General features: G+C 71.4%; 15 protein-coding genes. 7 read left to right on the top strand and 8 right to left on the bottom strand.

The annotated features are described in order from the left end of the window. Positions 1-27: 27 nt before the first annotated feature. From J4573_RS49200 to J4573_RS49170, 7 genes are all read right to left on the bottom strand, one after another. Entirely contained in the window at positions 28-1,179 is a 1,152-nt protein-coding gene (locus J4573_RS49200) for a S8 family serine peptidase (protein ID WP_208263361.1), read from the bottom strand. Next, positions 1,173-1,922, bottom strand: a complete 750-nt coding sequence (locus tag J4573_RS49195; RefSeq protein ID WP_208263360.1) for a hypothetical protein — start codon at positions 1,920-1,922, stop codon at positions 1,173-1,175. Before J4573_RS49195 ends, J4573_RS49200 begins: the two co-directional genes overlap by 7 nt. A gap of 57 nt (positions 1,923-1,979) precedes the next feature. Then, a complete protein-coding gene (locus J4573_RS49190) occupies positions 1,980-3,170 on the bottom strand; it encodes a S8 family serine peptidase (RefSeq protein ID WP_208263359.1) in 1,191 nt (396 codons plus the stop codon). Further along, entirely contained in the window at positions 3,164-3,916 is a 753-nt protein-coding gene (locus J4573_RS49185; RefSeq protein ID WP_208263358.1) for a hypothetical protein, read from the bottom strand. The genes J4573_RS49190 and J4573_RS49185 overlap by 7 nt, the downstream gene beginning before the upstream one ends. Positions 3,917-3,941: 25 nt before the next feature. Beyond that, positions 3,942-5,411 carry a S8 family serine peptidase gene (locus J4573_RS49180; RefSeq protein ID WP_208263357.1) on the bottom strand — a complete coding sequence of 490 codons (1,470 nt, stop codon included), beginning with the start codon at positions 5,409-5,411 and terminating at the stop codon, positions 3,942-3,944. After that, positions 5,405-6,232, bottom strand: coding sequence for a hypothetical protein (locus J4573_RS49175; RefSeq protein WP_307797519.1), 828 nt, complete (start codon positions 6,230-6,232; stop codon positions 5,405-5,407). The genes J4573_RS49180 and J4573_RS49175 overlap by 7 nt, the downstream gene beginning before the upstream one ends. Positions 6,233-6,470: 238 nt before the next feature. Further along, positions 6,471-6,677, bottom strand: coding sequence for a hypothetical protein (locus J4573_RS49170; protein ID WP_208263356.1), 207 nt, complete (start codon positions 6,675-6,677; stop codon positions 6,471-6,473). Between the two features lie 213 nt (positions 6,678-6,890). Between J4573_RS49170 and moeZ the strand changes: the two genes are divergently transcribed. Further along, a complete protein-coding gene (gene moeZ, locus J4573_RS49165; protein ID WP_208263355.1) occupies positions 6,891-8,072 on the top strand; it encodes an adenylyltransferase/sulfurtransferase MoeZ in 1,182 nt (393 codons plus the stop codon). 174 nt (positions 8,073-8,246) lie between these two features. Here the strand turns inward: moeZ and J4573_RS49160 are convergent, their stop codons facing one another. Continuing rightward, complete coding sequence (locus J4573_RS49160; protein ID WP_307797518.1) at positions 8,247-8,972, bottom strand: TetR/AcrR family transcriptional regulator; 726 nt, start codon at positions 8,970-8,972, stop codon at positions 8,247-8,249. A 160-nt stretch (positions 8,973-9,132) separates the two neighbouring features. Between J4573_RS49160 and J4573_RS49155 the strand changes: the two genes are divergently transcribed. From J4573_RS49155 to J4573_RS49130, 6 genes are all read left to right on the top strand, one after another. Next, complete coding sequence (locus tag J4573_RS49155) at positions 9,133-11,403, top strand: MMPL family transporter (RefSeq protein ID WP_208263353.1); 2,271 nt, start codon at positions 9,133-9,135, stop codon at positions 11,401-11,403. 119 nt (positions 11,404-11,522) lie between these two features. Then, a complete protein-coding gene (locus tag J4573_RS49150) occupies positions 11,523-12,152 on the top strand; it encodes a potassium channel family protein (protein ID WP_208263352.1) in 630 nt (209 codons plus the stop codon). 34 nt (positions 12,153-12,186) lie between these two features. Further along, positions 12,187-12,936, top strand: a complete 750-nt coding sequence (locus J4573_RS49145) for a nucleotidyltransferase domain-containing protein (protein WP_307797517.1) — start codon at positions 12,187-12,189, stop codon at positions 12,934-12,936. Positions 12,937-13,235: 299 nt separating this feature from the next. Continuing rightward, positions 13,236-14,114 (top strand): helix-turn-helix domain-containing protein, encoded by an 879-nt coding sequence (locus tag J4573_RS49140; protein WP_208263351.1) that lies wholly within the window; start codon positions 13,236-13,238, stop codon positions 14,112-14,114. Then, positions 14,111-14,311: a DUF397 domain-containing protein gene (locus J4573_RS49135; protein WP_208263350.1), complete on the top strand. Its 201-nt coding sequence runs from the start codon at positions 14,111-14,113 to the stop codon at positions 14,309-14,311. The genes J4573_RS49140 and J4573_RS49135 overlap by 4 nt, the downstream gene beginning before the upstream one ends. 359 nt (positions 14,312-14,670) lie before the next feature. Further along, positions 14,671-15,285 carry an ATP-binding protein gene (locus J4573_RS49130; RefSeq protein WP_208263349.1) on the top strand — a complete coding sequence of 205 codons (615 nt, stop codon included), beginning with the start codon at positions 14,671-14,673 and terminating at the stop codon, positions 15,283-15,285. Positions 15,286-15,353 lie beyond the last annotated feature (68 nt).

Genomic DNA, 15,353 nt, shown 5'->3' with positions numbered 1-15,353 from the left:
CCACGACGATCGCCACAAGCCGCCGCCTCATGAACGCCTCCGGGTGAACAGCCGCACCGCCACCACGATCGACGCCAGCCCCGCGAGCATCAGCGCCCCGAAGCCCCCGATCCACACGGGGTTGTACGGCACGGCCCGGATCGCGCTCGGCTTCCCGCCGAAGTGCTCGGTGTCGAGGACGGCCGGCTGCGCGGGCGGAGCGGAGGGTGGGGCCTTGGCGAGCGTGCGGGCTTCCTTGAGCGCGCCGTCCGGGTTGACGATCCCGAAGCCGATGTCGGTGTCGTAGCGGCCGCGGCCCTTGGGGTTGCGCGCCGACAGGGCGATGGCCTGCTCCACCTGCGGGGGCGTGAGCTTGGGGTATTCGGCCTTGACGAGCGCCACGGCGGCCGCGACCCAGGTCACCGCCGGGCCTCCGCCCCAGAAGGTCCACGGGTCGTTCCCGGGTCCGGTGGTGGGCTGCTTGAAGCCGGGAGCCGCCACGAAGGTGCGGGTGCTCGCGGTGGTCATCTTGCCGTCGCGCTTTCCCTTCGCGTTCAGGGCCGCGACTCCGATCACACCGGCGTTCGCCCGCGGGGAGACGATGCCGGCGGCGTCGTCGTTGCTGCTGGAGGCGATGATGACCGCGTTCTTGCTGAGGGCGTAGGCCACGGCCGATCGGATCAGCCCCCAGCGGTCCTCGTCGCCCGGAAGCAGCACGATCACGTCCGCCTTCTGGTCCGCGGCGTAGCGGATGCCCTTCGCGATGATGTCGTCCCAGTCGGCGGTCTTGTTCCATTTCTCGAATCCGGCTTCCTTCGAGGACGCCTCGATGCGCACAGGCAGGACCCTCACCGCCGGGGCGAGCCCGCGGACGCCGAACGGCGAGTCGCTGGTCGGTCCGCTGCCCGCCAGGTAGGTGGCGATGAGCGTGCCGAACACTCGCTTCGGGTGGGGCGTGTGGACGAAGTCCTTCTCTTTGGCCAGGCGGCCGTCCAGCGTGTGCACGCCCGACGCCACGCCGTCGCCGAGCAGCGCGACCGTGACGCCCTTGCCCCGCGTGACCTGCTGCGCCTGGAGGTAGTCGTTCCCGAGGCGTCTGGCCCATTCGACGGGATCCGCCTGCGCCGGGCGTGCCAGGGGCGGGGCGAGAGCGACGAGCAGGCCCGTGGCGAGCGGCAGCGCGAGGCGGCGGCTCAGCATCGGACGTCCTTCCGCTTGCAGGGTGCCTCGATGAGGCTGAACGTGTGGATCACCTTGCCGAGCGCGGTGTCGGCGAAGCCGAACGTCTCGGTGACGCGGTCGCGGTCGACGTGGCCGCGCGCCACGAGCCACCCGCTCGAGCGGAAGAACAGGTAGGGCGTGCCGTTGGAGCCCTCGAAGAAGTCCTGACGGTTCGCGTCGGCGAAGTTGCGTGCCGGTGTGCCCGGGAACGCGACGACGCGTACGCCGAAGCGTTCCTTGGCCGCGTTCGTGCCCAGCGCGGAGTCGAAGGCTCCTTCGGCGCGGTCGACCGCACGGCTGTCGGGCATGACCGCGATCCCCAGTGTCGTGGCCATGGTCCCGCTCGAGTCCACGTACGTCGCGCGCAGGACCTGACTGCAGCCGTGTTTCAGGGCGACCGCCGCGAGCTTGGGGTCCAGCGCCTCCGCGCAGGGCGCGGGCGCGGCGATCCCGGCTCGTTGCGAGCGCAGGAGCGGGTCCTTTTCGTTGCCGTTGACGGCGGCGTACTGGGTGGCCAGGCCCGGCTCGAACGAGGTGGGGAAGATCTCGGCGGCGTTGAGGCGGCGCCAGCGGGTCGCGATCTCTTTCTCGCCGGCCTTGTCACGTTCCTTCGCCGTGGGCTTGCGGGTGATGTCGGCGGCGATGGCCGTGCCGCCGCCGATGATGGAGGCCAGGCCGAGGGCGGCCAGGGCCGCTGCCAGGAGCCGGCGGGGGCGTCGCACCGGGGGCGACAATTCGGGTGTTTCGGACACGGGGATTGATCTTGTTGACGCCGGGTCTCATTCGGGTTGCGGGAGGGGGGCGCGGCGTGTCCGGAGGCGGACAGCGGCGACGGTAAACCCCAGGACCATTCCCGCGACGGCGAGGGCGCAGATCAGGGCCGTGATCACGATGGTTCGGGTGTCATGGTGGACGACGGTTACGGGATGGGGGGCGGCGGTGGTGAAGCGGGTTTCGGGGGGTAGGCCGAGGCCGTTGGGGCGGGCGGAGGCCAGGCGGTCGGATTCGGTGAGGGCCTGGCGGGCGTCGATCTCGCCGAAGCCGGTGCCCAGGTCGTAGCGGCGGGTGGGGTGGGGGCTGGCGACGATCGCCTGGGTGACGAGGGCGGGGGCGAGGCCTGGGTGGCGGGAACGGATCAGGGCGGCGACGCCTGAGACGAACGCGGTGGCGGGGCTGGTGCCGTCGCCGATCCAGTACTGGCCGCCGGGGCCCGCGCCGATGATGTGGACGCCGGGGGCGGAGACGACGACGGAGGAGTTGCGGTTGGAGAAGCCCGCGTGGGCGCCGTTCTCGTCGACGGCGGCGACCGAGATGACGCCGGGGAACGAGGCGGGGTAGGAGAACGGGGCGTGGCCGGTGCGCCGGGCCTTTTCGCTGGCGCCGCCGTTGCCTGCGGCGGCGACTACGACGACGTTCTTGGAGAGGGCGTAGGCGACGGCTTGGCGTTCCTCTTTGGTGGGCGAGCTGCGGCCCAGGGAGAGGTTGATGACGTCGACGCCGTGGTCGACGGCGTAGCGGACGCCTTGGGCGATGGTGCCTTCGAAGCGTTCGTTGGAGGCGAAGTAGTTGAAGCCCGGCTCGTCGTTCTCCAGGATCACGCGCAGGGCCAGGAGGCGGGCCTGGGGCGCGACGCCCATGATGCCGTCGGCGTTGCCCGGGCCGTGGCCGTGTCCGGCGATGATCGAGGCCATGTTGGTGCCGTGCAGGCGCTTGGGGCCGACGCCCGCGGGGTTGGCGCCGCTGGTGTAGTCGGGGCCGGTGGTGACCGAGCCGGTGAGGTCGGCCTGGTCGGGGTCGACGCCTGAGTCCAGGACGGCCACGGTGACGCCGGCGCCGCGGCTGAGGGACCAGGCCTGGGGAACCTTCAGCGATTCAAGGATGGGCGTGGTCTTGTCGCGGATGTCGTCGGCGTAGGCCGCGGACGGGGCGATGAGCGCCAGGGCCGCCGTCGCCGCCAGGAGCCTCAGCACGTCCACTCTCGCAGGTCGCAGTTCACCTGGTCCGGGGTGACGAGGGGCTTGAGCACCGCGTCGGCCAGCTGCGGGGCCAGGGCCGTCACGGCCTCTTCCTGCTTGGCGCCCTTCACCGACGGGCGGCCGTCCACGTAGCCGACGGTCGCGGCGACGATGTACGGGCCGTTCTGGCGTACGGCGGCGGTCTGGCGGGCGGCGTCGGTGAGGCGGGCGGTGACCGAGCCGGGGAAGGCCAGCATCCGCAGGCCGGGGCTCGGGCGGCGGGTCGAGAAGCGGGCCGCGGCGGCGCGGGCGGCGCTGTCCTGGGCGAACGCGGCGACGCCGAGGGTGATCGCCAGGCCCTGCGCCTGGTCGAGGTAGACCGCGCGCAGGACGGCACGGCAGTCGGGCAGCGCGGCGAGCTGCGGGTCGAGGCCGGTGGCGCAGCGGGTGTCGGGCGAGATCCCGGCGCGGCGCGCGACCTCGTCGCCGCCGACGTCGAGGGTGTACGGGAGGGCGTCGGGGAACATCCGGGCGGCCGGCCAGGTCAGGTAGCGGCGGGCGACCTCGGTGGCGGCGGCGTCCCGGCGTTCGGCGTCGGTGGGGTCGCGGGTGAGCTCGCCCGCCAGGCGCAGCGCCGCCGCGACCAGCACGGCCAGGCAGACCAGGCCGGCGAACGCCGCGACGACCGGCACGGCCCAGGACCCGCCGGGCAGGTCCGGGTCCGGCTCCAGGTCCGGTGCGGAGATCTCGGCGCGCGACACGACCGGAGCGTAGCCGACGAACGCCTCACATGGGCCGTTCGAACCGCGGTGGGCCGTCGGCGCTCGGCGGCGGGCCGTCCGTGCCCGAGGGCGGATCGTCGTGGGCGGACGCAGGCGGCGGCTGCACCGACTGCGGCACGGATGGCGGTGTCGACTGCGACGCCGATGGCGGCACGGATGGCGGCATCGCCTGCGACACCGGCGGCGATGGTGGTGGTCCTAGCGGCGTGGGGTGCGGCACGTACGAGCGGAACGGGGCCATGGGCGGCGGGCCGGTCGGCGGGGGCGGGGCGAGCAGGACCGGGCGGGCCGGGTTCCGGCGGTGCAGGGCGAGCGCGATGGCCGCGGCGGCGATGATCCCGGCGACGCCCAGCACCGCGACGATGATGATCACCGGGCGGACCCAGGCGGGCCGGTCGATGATCGCGACCGGCTGGGGCTCGTCGTCGGCGAAGCGGTCGCCGCCTGGCTTGCCCACGACGGCGTCGCGCGGCGCGGTGAGCGCGTCGGACGCGGCGAGCGCCTTGGCCGCGTTCACCTCGCCGAACCCGAGGTCGGGCCGGTAGACGCCGGGCTTGGCGCTGGTGATCAGCGCCTGGGCGACCAGCGCGGGCGGCAGCCGCGGGTGGCGCGCCCGGATCAGCGCGGCGATCCCCGAGACCAGGGCCGTCGAGTCGCTGGTGCCGTCGGTGCTGATGTAGTCGATGCCGTTCGGGCCGCCGGCCGGGAGGCCGGTGCCGGGCGCCGCGACCACGGCCGAGTAGTTGAGGTTGGAGAACGGGGCGCGCTCGTGCTCGGGCGTCGTCGCGGCGACCGCGATCACGCCCGGGTAGGACGCCGGGTAGGAGTAGGGGGCGAAGCCGTCCTTGTCGAGCCTGCGCTTCTTGTCGCCGTCGTTGCCCGCGGCGGCCACCACGACCACGCCCTTGCCGATCGCGTAGCCGATGGCCTCGCGTTCGGCCGGGTCCCCCTGGTATTCGCCGATGGACAGGTTGATCACGTCGGCGCCGTGGTCGGCGGCGTACTTGATGCCCTCGGCGACCGGGTCCTTGGACTCCTCCGCGCGCTTGTAGCGCTGGTAGCTGGCGTCCTCGGGCTCGGCGATGGCGCGGATCGCCAGGATCTTGGCCTGCGGCGCGATCCCCATCACGCCGTCGCGCTTGCCCGGGCCGCGACCGCGACCCGCGATCAGCGTGGACATTCCGGTGCCGTGATCGTGGTGGGGCTTGGTGCCCTCGTCGATCTCGGCCAGCATGTTCGGGCCGGTCGTGACCACGCCCTTCAGGTCGGGCTGGCGGGTGTCCACGCCGGAGTCGACGACGGCGACCGTGACGCCCGCACCCCTGGTGACCTGCCAGGCCTTCTCGACCGACAGCGTCTTGAACATCGGCTGCTGGGCGTCGCGCAACTCGTCCGCGCTCGCCGCCTGCGCGGGGAAAAACAGGGCGGAGGACGCCGCGAACGCGACGACGGCGGCCGCCGCCCTCCTCAGCATCGCCACTCCCGGCTCGAGCAGTCGGGCATCGCCTGCGCCGAGAGCGTCCGCGAGATCTGCCAGCCCAGCTGCGGCGCGGCGCCGAACGGCTGGCCCGGCCGGTTCTTGGGGACCGCGGCGGCCGGGCGGCCGTCGGACTGGCCGGCCGTGGTCAGCACCACGTACGGCCCGCCGCGGGTGGAGGAACGGTCCTGACGGGCGGTGTCGGCGAAGCGGGCGGCGGCGGTGCCGGGGAACGCCGCCGCGCGCAGCGCGGGCCGCAGCCCGTGGACGCGGTCGGTGACCGGCGCGTTCGGGATCTGCTTGTACGCCCGGTCGGCGGCGAAGGCGTCGCGGAACGCCACCACGCCGACGGTGATCACGATGCCCTGGATCGGGTCGGTGTAGGTGGCGCGCAGCACGGCCTGGCAGCCCTGCGCCCGCAGAACGGCCGCGATCTCGCCGTCCACCGCGGTCTCGCAGGTGGTCTGCGGAACGATCCCGATCCGGCTCGCGAACTCGCTCCGCCCCTGGTCGGTGTCGTACGAGAGGCGCTCAGGGAAGATCCGCGAGGCCTCCCACGTACGCCAGCGCGCCGCCACCTCGGCGATCGCCGCCCGCTTCAGCTCGGCGTTGGTGGGGTCGCGGTGCAGCTCGGACCAGGCGCCGATCATCGACGTCACGGTCGTCACGACGTACGCGAGCCCCAGCGCGACCGCGATCAGCATCCACTGGCGGGCGCGCAGCCCGAGCACGCGAACGGGCCCGGCCGGGCCGGGCGGCCGGCTCGCCGGGGGGCCGGGCGGAGCCGGGGGCTGGTCGATGGGGGGCAGGAACGCCACAAGCGCAAAGGTTATCTCCGGTTCGGGACATTCCGCCCGCACCTGAAGGTGACCTGTCTAGCGCTGCCCTTGGCCGGCCGAACGCGAACCCTGGCCGTCCGGCGCGAACCCTGGCCGTCCAGCGCGAACCCTGGCCGTCCAGCGCGAACCCCGGCCGTCCAGCGCGAACCCCGGCCGTCCAGCGCGAACCCCGGCCGTCCAGCGCGAACCCCGGCCGTCCAGCGCGAAACCCGGTGGGCTAGCGCGAGCCCTGGCGGCGGCGGCCCGGCCGCATCCGGGCGGCCTCCTGGTGGATCATGGCCTCGGTCTGCAGCAGCTTGTCCTCGGCCCGCTGCGTCCGCGCCTGGGCGCGCAGCTCCCGGGCGCTCGGGGTGCGCCGCCGCTCGCGCCGCGCCGCGGCACGCTGCGCCCGCCGCCGGGAGAGACCCTGCGAGAACCTGTCCATGAGCCCCATCACCATCAACCCCTCGCCCCGAGCCTGATCATCTGCCCCGGCCCATTACCCCCGCGGCGGCGGGTCATCCCTGGGTACGGGCTGACGTGGGCTTTCGCCCCGGGCGGGGGTTCGGGAATGCGGCGGGGCATGGCAAGGTTGTGCGATGAGGGACGAAGGCGTCCGCCCCCGTTGAAGCCGAGCGTCAGCACAGGAGCACTCACCGTGTCGTTGCCACCTCTGGTCGAGCCCGCAGCGGAGCTCACCCGTGACGAGGTCAATCGTTACTCGCGACACCTGATCATTCCCGACGTCGGGATGGCCGGGCAGAAGCGGCTCAAGAACGCCAAGGTCCTGTGCGTCGGCGCGGGGGGCCTTGGCTCGCCCGCGCTGATGTACCTCGCCGCGGCGGGCGTGGGCACGCTCGGCATCATCGACTTCGACATCGTCGACGAGTCCAATCTGCAGCGCCAGATCATCCACCGGCAGTCCACCCTCGGCAAGCCGAAGGCCGAGTCCGCCGCCGAGACCGTGCGCGAGATCAACCCGCTGATCAACGTCCAGGTGCACAACGAGGTCCTGGACCGCGACAACGTGCTGGAGATCTTCGGCCAGTACGACCTGATCGTGGACGGCACCGACAACTTCGCGACCCGCTACATGGTGAACGACGCGGCCGTGCTGCTCGGCAAGCCGTACGTGTGGGGCTCGATCTACCGGTTCGACGGCCAGGCGTCGGTCTTCTGGGCCGAGCACGGCCCGTGCTACCGCTGCCTCTACCCCGAGCCGCCGCCGCCCGGCATGGTGCCGTCGTGCGCCGAGGGCGGCGTGCTGGGCGTGCTGTGCGCGTCCATCGGCTCCATCCAGGTGAACGAGGCGATCAAGCTCATCACCGGGATCGGCGAGCCGCTGGTCGGGCGTCTGACGATCTACGACGCCCTCGAGATGACCTACCGCAACGTCAAGGTCCGCAAGGACCCCGAGTGCCCGCTGTGCGGCAAGAACCCCACCCAGACCGAGCTGCTGGAGGACTACGAGGCCTTCTGCGGCGCGGTGTCGGAGGAGGCGACCGAGGCCGCCAAGGACTCCACCATCTCGGTGCACGACCTGAAGGCCATGCAGGACCGCGGCGACGACATCTTCCTGGTGGACGTCCGCGAGATCAACGAGTACGAGATCGTCAACATCCCGGGCGCGACGCTGATCCCCAAGGGCGAGTTCCTGAACGGCTCCGCCCTGGAGAAGCTCCCCCAGGACAAGAAGATCGTCCTGCACTGCAAGTCGGGCGTCCGCTCGGCCGAGGCGCTCGCGGTCGTCAAGAACGCGGGCTTCGCCGACGCCGTCCACGTGGGCGGCGGCGTGGTGGCCTGGGTCAACCAGATCGACCCGAGCCTCCCCCAGTACTGACGCTCGGCCTGTAAAGAGCGAACACGGCCGGCCTGACGCGGTCGGGGCATCCCGCCCCCCGCTTCAGGTCGGCCGTTCGCGTTCTCCGGAATCTCTCCGGAACGTCCCCGGAACCTCTCCGGAACGTCCCCGGAACGTCCCCGGAACGTCTCCGGTGCGTTCTCAGGTGCGTTCTCAGGCGGACTGGCCGGGTGGCCTGTAGTCGAGCCCGAGCTTCGGGGTCAGCTCGGCCAGCATCAGCTCGAACATCGGCTCCGCGTCGCTCAGCGCGAACTCCAGGTGGCCGAAGACCTCCAGGCTCACGGCGCCCTGCAGGCGTACCCAGCACTGCAGGAACGCCTGGATGACGCCGAGCGGCAGGTCCACGCCGAGCGCCTCGTCCCGGTAGCGGCGCAGCTGCTCGCGCAGCTCCGGGATCATCTCGTCCTCGGGCGTCACCGGGAACGGGAACATGTTCCACAGCTCGAGGAACAGCGTCAGGAAGGTCAGCCCGAAGCGCTGGGCGCACTCCTCGGCGAAGTCGATCTGCTCCTGGTGGCCCAGGCCCGGCAGCGGCGCGCCGAACAGCAGCGCGTACTCGCGCCGGTGGTCCAGTGACCAGCGCCGGAAACTGCGCGAGGCGACCAGGAACTTCCCGCTCATGTCGCCCTTCGGCAGCCGCTTCAGGTCCCGGTGCAGGTACTCGGTGAGCTCGTTGAAGACGTCCCCGACCAGGTGGCGCAGCAGCTCCCGGTGGCTGTCGAAGTAGCGGTAGAGGGCGGGCGCGGTCATGCCCATCTCGCGGGCGATCGCGCGCAGCGTCACCGCCTCCGGGCCCTCCTCGACCAGGATCCGGCGCGCGGTCTGGCCGATCTCCAGCATGGTCGCCTCGCGGAGCCGGTCCCGCCTGGACTTCGTCACGTCCCGCATGATTCCTCAAAAACACCCTTGACGTAAGTAAACGATGCATGCAGAGTTAACACCGTTAGCAAGTTTACGACGTTCACTGACGTGATTGCTAGTAACGCAGGCTGGCCGATGACACGAGCCGGCCGGTAGCGACAAGGTGCGGGAGCAGACAATGTTCGAATCGTGGGGCCGCCTCGTTCATCGGCGGCGGCGGCCGATCCTCGGGCTTTCCCTGATCGCGATCGTCTTCATGGCGGTCTGGGGCACCGGTGTCTTCGGCGCCCTCACCTCGGCCGGCGGGTTCGACACGCCGGGCAGCGAGAGCGACCGGGCGGCGAAGATCGCCGAACACGACCTCGGCCGCGGCCAGGCCGACGTCGTGGTCCTGTACAAGAGCGCCGGCCGTACGGTCGACGACCCGTCCTACCGCCAGTCGGTCGACAAGGCCCTCGGCGGGTTGCCGTCCGACAAGGTCGCGGGCGTCTCCACGTACTGGACGACCAAGTCGCCGCAGTTCGTCAGCAAAGACCGCACCGCCACCTACGCCGTCCTGCAGCTCGCGGGCGGCGACGAGAAGACCCGCGAGGACAACTACAAGTCGATCTCCAAGGACCTGACCAGGGCCGACGCGCTGGCCGGGGCCGGGCTGACCGCCAAGGTCGGCGGCGACCAGGGCACGCAGACGGCCGTCAACGAGCGCGTCTCGTCCGACATCGGCCGCGCCGAGGGCATGGCGATGCCCGTCCTGCTGATCCTGCTGGTCGTGATCTTCGGCAGCCTGGTGGCGGCGAGCCTGCCGCTGCTGGTCGGCGGGCTGGCCGTGCTGGGCTCGTTCACGGCGCTGCGGCTGCTCACCGAGTTCACCGACGTGTCGATCTTCGCGATCAACATCACCACGTTCCTCGGGCTGGGGCTGGCGATCGACTACGGCCTGTTCGTCGTCGGCCGCTTCCGCGAGGAGCTGGCCCGCGGGAAGTCGGTCGAGGACGCACTCGCCGCGACCATGTCCACGGCCGGCCGTACCGTCGCGGTCTCGGGCATCACGGTCGCGGTCTCCCTGTCCAGCCTCCTGCTCTTCGACCAGAACTTCCTGATCTCCATGGGCTACGGCGGGATCGCCACCGTCCTGGTCTGCATGATCGGCGCGCTGACCGTCCTGCCGGCGATGCTGGCCGTGCTCGGCCCCCGGGTGAACGCCCTGGCCGTACGCCGTCGCAAGGCCACCAGCCCAGCCGCGGCCGACGCAACCGGCGCAACCGGCGCAGCGGTCGGGATCACGGCCAGCGCCGAGGGCGGCCGGTGGCTGCGCCTGGCGCACAGCGTCATGCGCCGCCCGGTGATCTACGCCGTCGCCACCATCGCCCTCCTGCTGGCGCTCGGCTCCCCGTTCCTGCGCATCAGCTGGGGCGGCCTGGACGCCCGCGTCCTGCCGACCGCCGCCGACGCCCGCGTGGTGTCGGACACCCTCCAGAACGACTTCCCCCGCAACTCGACCGACCCCATCGAGGCGATCGTCACCGGCACCTCCGACCAGGCCGCGGTGAAGGCCTACTCCGACCGGCTGGCCGCCATCCCCGGCATCAACGGCGCCTCGATCACCGGAGCCAAGGGCCAGACCACCCGGATCGCCCTCACCTACGACGGCGAGGCGACGAGCAGCCATGCCCGTTCGCTGGCCCAGCAGGTACGCGACGTGACGCCGCCGCCGGGCGCCGACTCCCACATCGGGGGCGAGTCGGCCACCGTGGTCGACCAGCTGGACAGTCTCGGCTCCACGCTCCCCTGGCTCGTCCTCTGGGTCGGCACGGCCACGTTCGTCCTGCTGTTCCTGGCGTTCGGCTCGGTGGTCCTGCCGCTGAAGGCCATGCTGATGAACCTGTTCTCGCTGTCGGCGGCCTTCGGCGCGATGGTCTGGATCTTCCAGGACGGCCATCTGTCCGGAGTCCTGGACTTCACCGCGACCGGAACGATCGCCCCCGCGATGCCGATCCTGATGCTGGCGATGCTGTTCGGCCTGTCCATGGACTACGAGCTGTTCCTGCTGTCCCGGATCCGCGAGCAGTACGACCTGACCGGCGACAACACCACCGCTGTGGCCACCGGCCTGCAGCGCACCGGCGGCATCATCACCAGCGCGGCGGCCCTGTTCATCATCGTCATCGGGGCCTTCTCCACCTCCGGCATCGCGTTCATCAAGATGACCGGCGTGATCATGGCGATCGGCTTCCTGGTGGACGCCACGATCGTCCGGGCGCTGCTGGTGCCCGCCACCATGCGGCTGCTGGGCAACGCCAACTGGTGGGCGCCCGGCCCGCTGGCCCGCGTCTACCGGCGCTACGGCATCCGCGAGTCCGACGGACCGGAGGCGCCCGGCAGCCCGGACTCCCCGGACTCGCCGGATTCCCCGGAGGCCCCGCCCAAGCTCGAACCGGCACAGGTTTAGCTCTGTAACTGATCGGGCACAATCAGTGACATCGGGGGTTAGGTTTCCCCCGAACGAAAAGTACGGGACGAGAGGTGAACAACCCTCGTCCCGTACTCCTTTTCATGCCCGGAGTGCCCGTGACGATCGAGCGGTGGGAGCGCACGACCGAGGTGCCGCTGCTGGTCGCAGCCTTGCTGTTCCTGGCCGCCTACGCGGTGCCGATCCTGCAGCCCGGCCTGGGACGCGGCGAGCGCTGGATGTGGATGCTCGTCACCCTGGCCACCTGGGTGGTCTTCCTCGTGGACTACGTCGTCCGGCTGCACCTGGCGCCCGACAGCTGGGCGTACGCGCGCAAGAACCTGCTGGACGTCCTGGTGCTGCTCCTCCCGCTGCTGCGGCCACTCAAGCTGGTGCGAACGCTGAGGACGTTCTCCTTCCTGCACGGTCGGCAACGGCTCGGCCTTGAGGGCAGGGCCATGGTCTACGCGGGCAGTGCGACGGTCCTGCTCGGCCTGACCGCGAGCCTGGCCGTCCTGTCGGTCGAACGGGGCGCGCACGGCTCGAACATCGCCACTTTCGGCGACGCCGTCTGGTGGGCGTGCGTCACCGTGACCGGGACCGGCTACGGCGACCTGTTCCCGGTGACGGCGCGCGGCAGGGCGATCGGCATCGGCCTCATGTTCGGTGGCCTGGGGCTGCTGGGCGTCGTGACGGCCTCGTTCGCGTCGTGGTTCATGACCCGTTTCAAACGGGGCGACGAGGGCTAAATCCGGTCGCGCCCCACCCAGAGGCCATGCCACCGTGGAGATCCAGACCCTCGACACCCGGGAGGCGGATGTGGAAGTCGACAACGTTCTGCTCGCGGGCATCGTGGGCTCCACCGCGTACGGCCTGGCCACCCCCGAGTCCGACATCGACCGGCTCGGCGTCTACGCCGCGCCCACCGTGGCGTTCCACGGCCTGCACCCGCCGATCGGCAAGAAGGCCAGCAAGGTCTCGACCGACCCGGACGTGACGTTCCACGAGGCCGGCAAGTGGGCGCACCTCGCGATGAGCTGCAACCCGACCGCGAGCGAGCTGGTCTGGCTGCCCGGCGAGCTGTACGAGACCCGCACGCCCCTGGGCGACGACCTCATCGCCATCCGCACCGCTTTCCTGTCCGCGGGCCGCGTCCGCGACGCCTACCTCGGCTACGCCGTCAGCCAGTTCAAGCGCCTGGAGAACCGCGGCGACGGCTCGTTCAGCGCCGACACCCGCAAGCGGACCGCCAAGCACGCCCGCCACCTGTGGCGGCTGGTGACCCAGGGCGAGCAGCTCTACGCCACCGGCCGGCTGCCGATCCGGCTCGACGACCCCGAGGGCGTGCGCGCCTTCGGCGAACGCGTCGCCGACGGCGCCATCGAGGAGGCGCGCGAACGCCTCGCGGCGGCCGAGCAGCGCTTCGACGAGATCCGCACGCCGCTGCCCGAGCGCCCGGACGAGGACACGGTCGAACGCTGGCTCCACGCCGTCCGCGCCGCCCACTACGCCGAGCCCGCGCAGCGGCGCTGAGCCCCCGGGACGACGCCACGTTCGGACAGCGGCGCTGAGGCCCCGGGACGACGCCAGGTTCGGGCGGCGACGGTGACGTTGCCTGGCGGACGCCGGGAGGTCACTCGTCGTACGCGGCGCCGGGCGAGCGGTAGGGAACCCTCGCCCCGTGCCGCCGTACGGAGTAGTGGCCTCCACCGGTCGTCCCACGATGCGAAATCTGTCAGGTTCCGGTTACGCAGCGCGGTTGCACGGCGTACGATTCCTCACGCACACAGGTCTTGCACGGTTCACACTCGGCCCTGGTTCGGGAGACCGGCATGATTAGTCCTTACGTACGCCGCCGCCGTCTGGCCACCGAGCTCCGCGCGCTGCGCGAGGAGGCCGGGCTCACCCACGAGCAGCTCGCCCGCCGGATCGGGGAGGCGCGGACCAAGCTCAGCCGGCTGGAGAACGGGCACATCGCCCCCGACCAGAACGACATCATCAAGATCCTCGACGTGCTCGAGGTCGACGGGGATCGCTGGACTCAGATCGTCACCATCGCGCAGGAGGCCGCGGCCAAGGGCTGGTGGGAGTCGGATCTGAAGTCGATGGGCGAGCGGCAGGCGCTCTACGCCAACCTCGAGGCGGGAGCGGTCACGATCTGCGAGTACCAGCAGGCCTACCTGCCCGGACTGCTGCAGACCCCCGAGTACACCAAGGCCGCGGTCACGGCGCTCCTGACGCTGCGCCCGGGCCGGCTGGACATCGCGGGGATCGTCGCCGGGCGGGCCGGGAGGCAGCGGATGCTGCGCCGGCCCGGCGGCCCCAGTTATGAAGTGATCATCGATGAGCTCGCGGTACGGCGCCCAGGGGCGCCGGCCGTGGTCACCCGTTCCCAGCTGCTTCACCTGGCCGAACGGGCGACCGAAGCGCCAAGGATCTCCATCAGGGTCCTGCCGATAGCCGCGCCGTTCTCCGGGTACGCCGTGCCCGGAGCCTCCTTTTCCATCTACACCTACGCCGATCCGGGCGACCCGACGGTCGTCGCGATCGAGACCGTGGATCCGGACCTCGTACTGACCGAGCCGGACCAGGTGATGCCCTACGAAGACCAGTACCGGCGGCTGCGCGACGCTGCCTTGTCAGAGGAGGACAGCGCCGCACTGCTCGCCAAGGCGGCCAAAGAGCTGCCCGACGACACGGAGGAACCATGATCTCCGAGAGGTTCACGGCATGGCGCACGTCGCGGCACAGCGACGGCAGCGGCAACTGCGTGGAGGTGGCAGGCGCGGGGGACGGCATCGCCGTCCGCGATTCCAAGGACCGGGTCGGTCCGTACCTGGAGTTCAGCACGTCCGAGTGGGCCGCCTTCCTGGGCGACGCTCGGAAGGGGGCGTACGACCGCCGCTGACGAACGACTCGATGGCCTGAAAGCGGGCCGGGGCCGCCGATCGGACGGTCCCGGCCCTCTTTACACTCCGATGTCGTCAGAGTAAGCGTCAAGTCACGGAAAGTCCTTGTGATCTAGCACCGCGCGGGAGAGACTAAGCGCAATTTCCAGGGCTGCACTGTGTGCCGATTCGAACTGAACCTGAATCGGCACCAGCCCCTGTGATCGTGACCAGTTTCTCAGCGCCAGATGCCCGTGCCCTCCCACTCGGGCGCATCACGGCCGCCCGCGTACGGGCGGGCGGCCGCACGAGCCCCGCGGCGGCGCGGTGCGGAGGACCCGCGCCGCCGCGGCCGGACCTCTGACGAAAGGAATGGTCCATGCCCGAGCGACCGGCCATCCGCGAGCAATCGGTGACCCTTGACGAGCTGACCGGGCTCTTTCCGCACTGGACGTTCTGGCGCGGCCGCTCGACCGGCCTCTGGTCGGCCCTGCCGCCGCGCGACCTTCCGGCGTTGCGCCTGATCCAGTCGCCCACGCTGGACGACCTCGCCGCCCTGGTCGCGAAGGCGCTGGGCCGGCCCGTTCCGGCGCCTGCGGCCCCGCGCGTGTCGTGGCGGCTGGACGAGAACTCCTGGCCGGTACGGGCGGGCCGCCGCGCGGTGGCCGACGCCTTGGACATGTGGAAGCTGGAGCGCTGGCGGGACGACGCGCTCACGGTGACGTCGGAGCTGGTGACCAACGCGGTCAACCACGGCGCCCCGCCCATCACCTTGACGCTCGCCCTGGTCACCCCGGAGTACGGCGCGGAGCCCGAGTTGCTGATCGAGGTCACCGACGCCTCCCCCGAGCCCCCGTTGCAGCGTGCGCCGGGCGACGACGGCGGTTTCGGAATGACGGTGGTGAACGGCTTCGCCAACGTCAGCATCGCGCCGCACGGCCACGGCAAGACCGTCAGAGCCCTGCTCCCCGAGCCCGGAACGCCCGCCGCCTGACCGCCCGCCTGCTTCCCTTCGCTCGCTCCCCTGCCCGCTCCCTTTCGCCGCTCCCGTTGTCTTGATCA

Source organism: Actinomadura barringtoniae (assembly GCF_017573505.1).
GTDB classification, from domain to species: domain Bacteria; phylum Actinomycetota; class Actinomycetes; order Streptosporangiales; family Streptosporangiaceae; genus Spirillospora; species Spirillospora barringtoniae.
The sequence above is the reverse complement of the archived record's forward strand: the minus strand, read 5'-3'. Positions and strand labels throughout refer to the sequence as shown.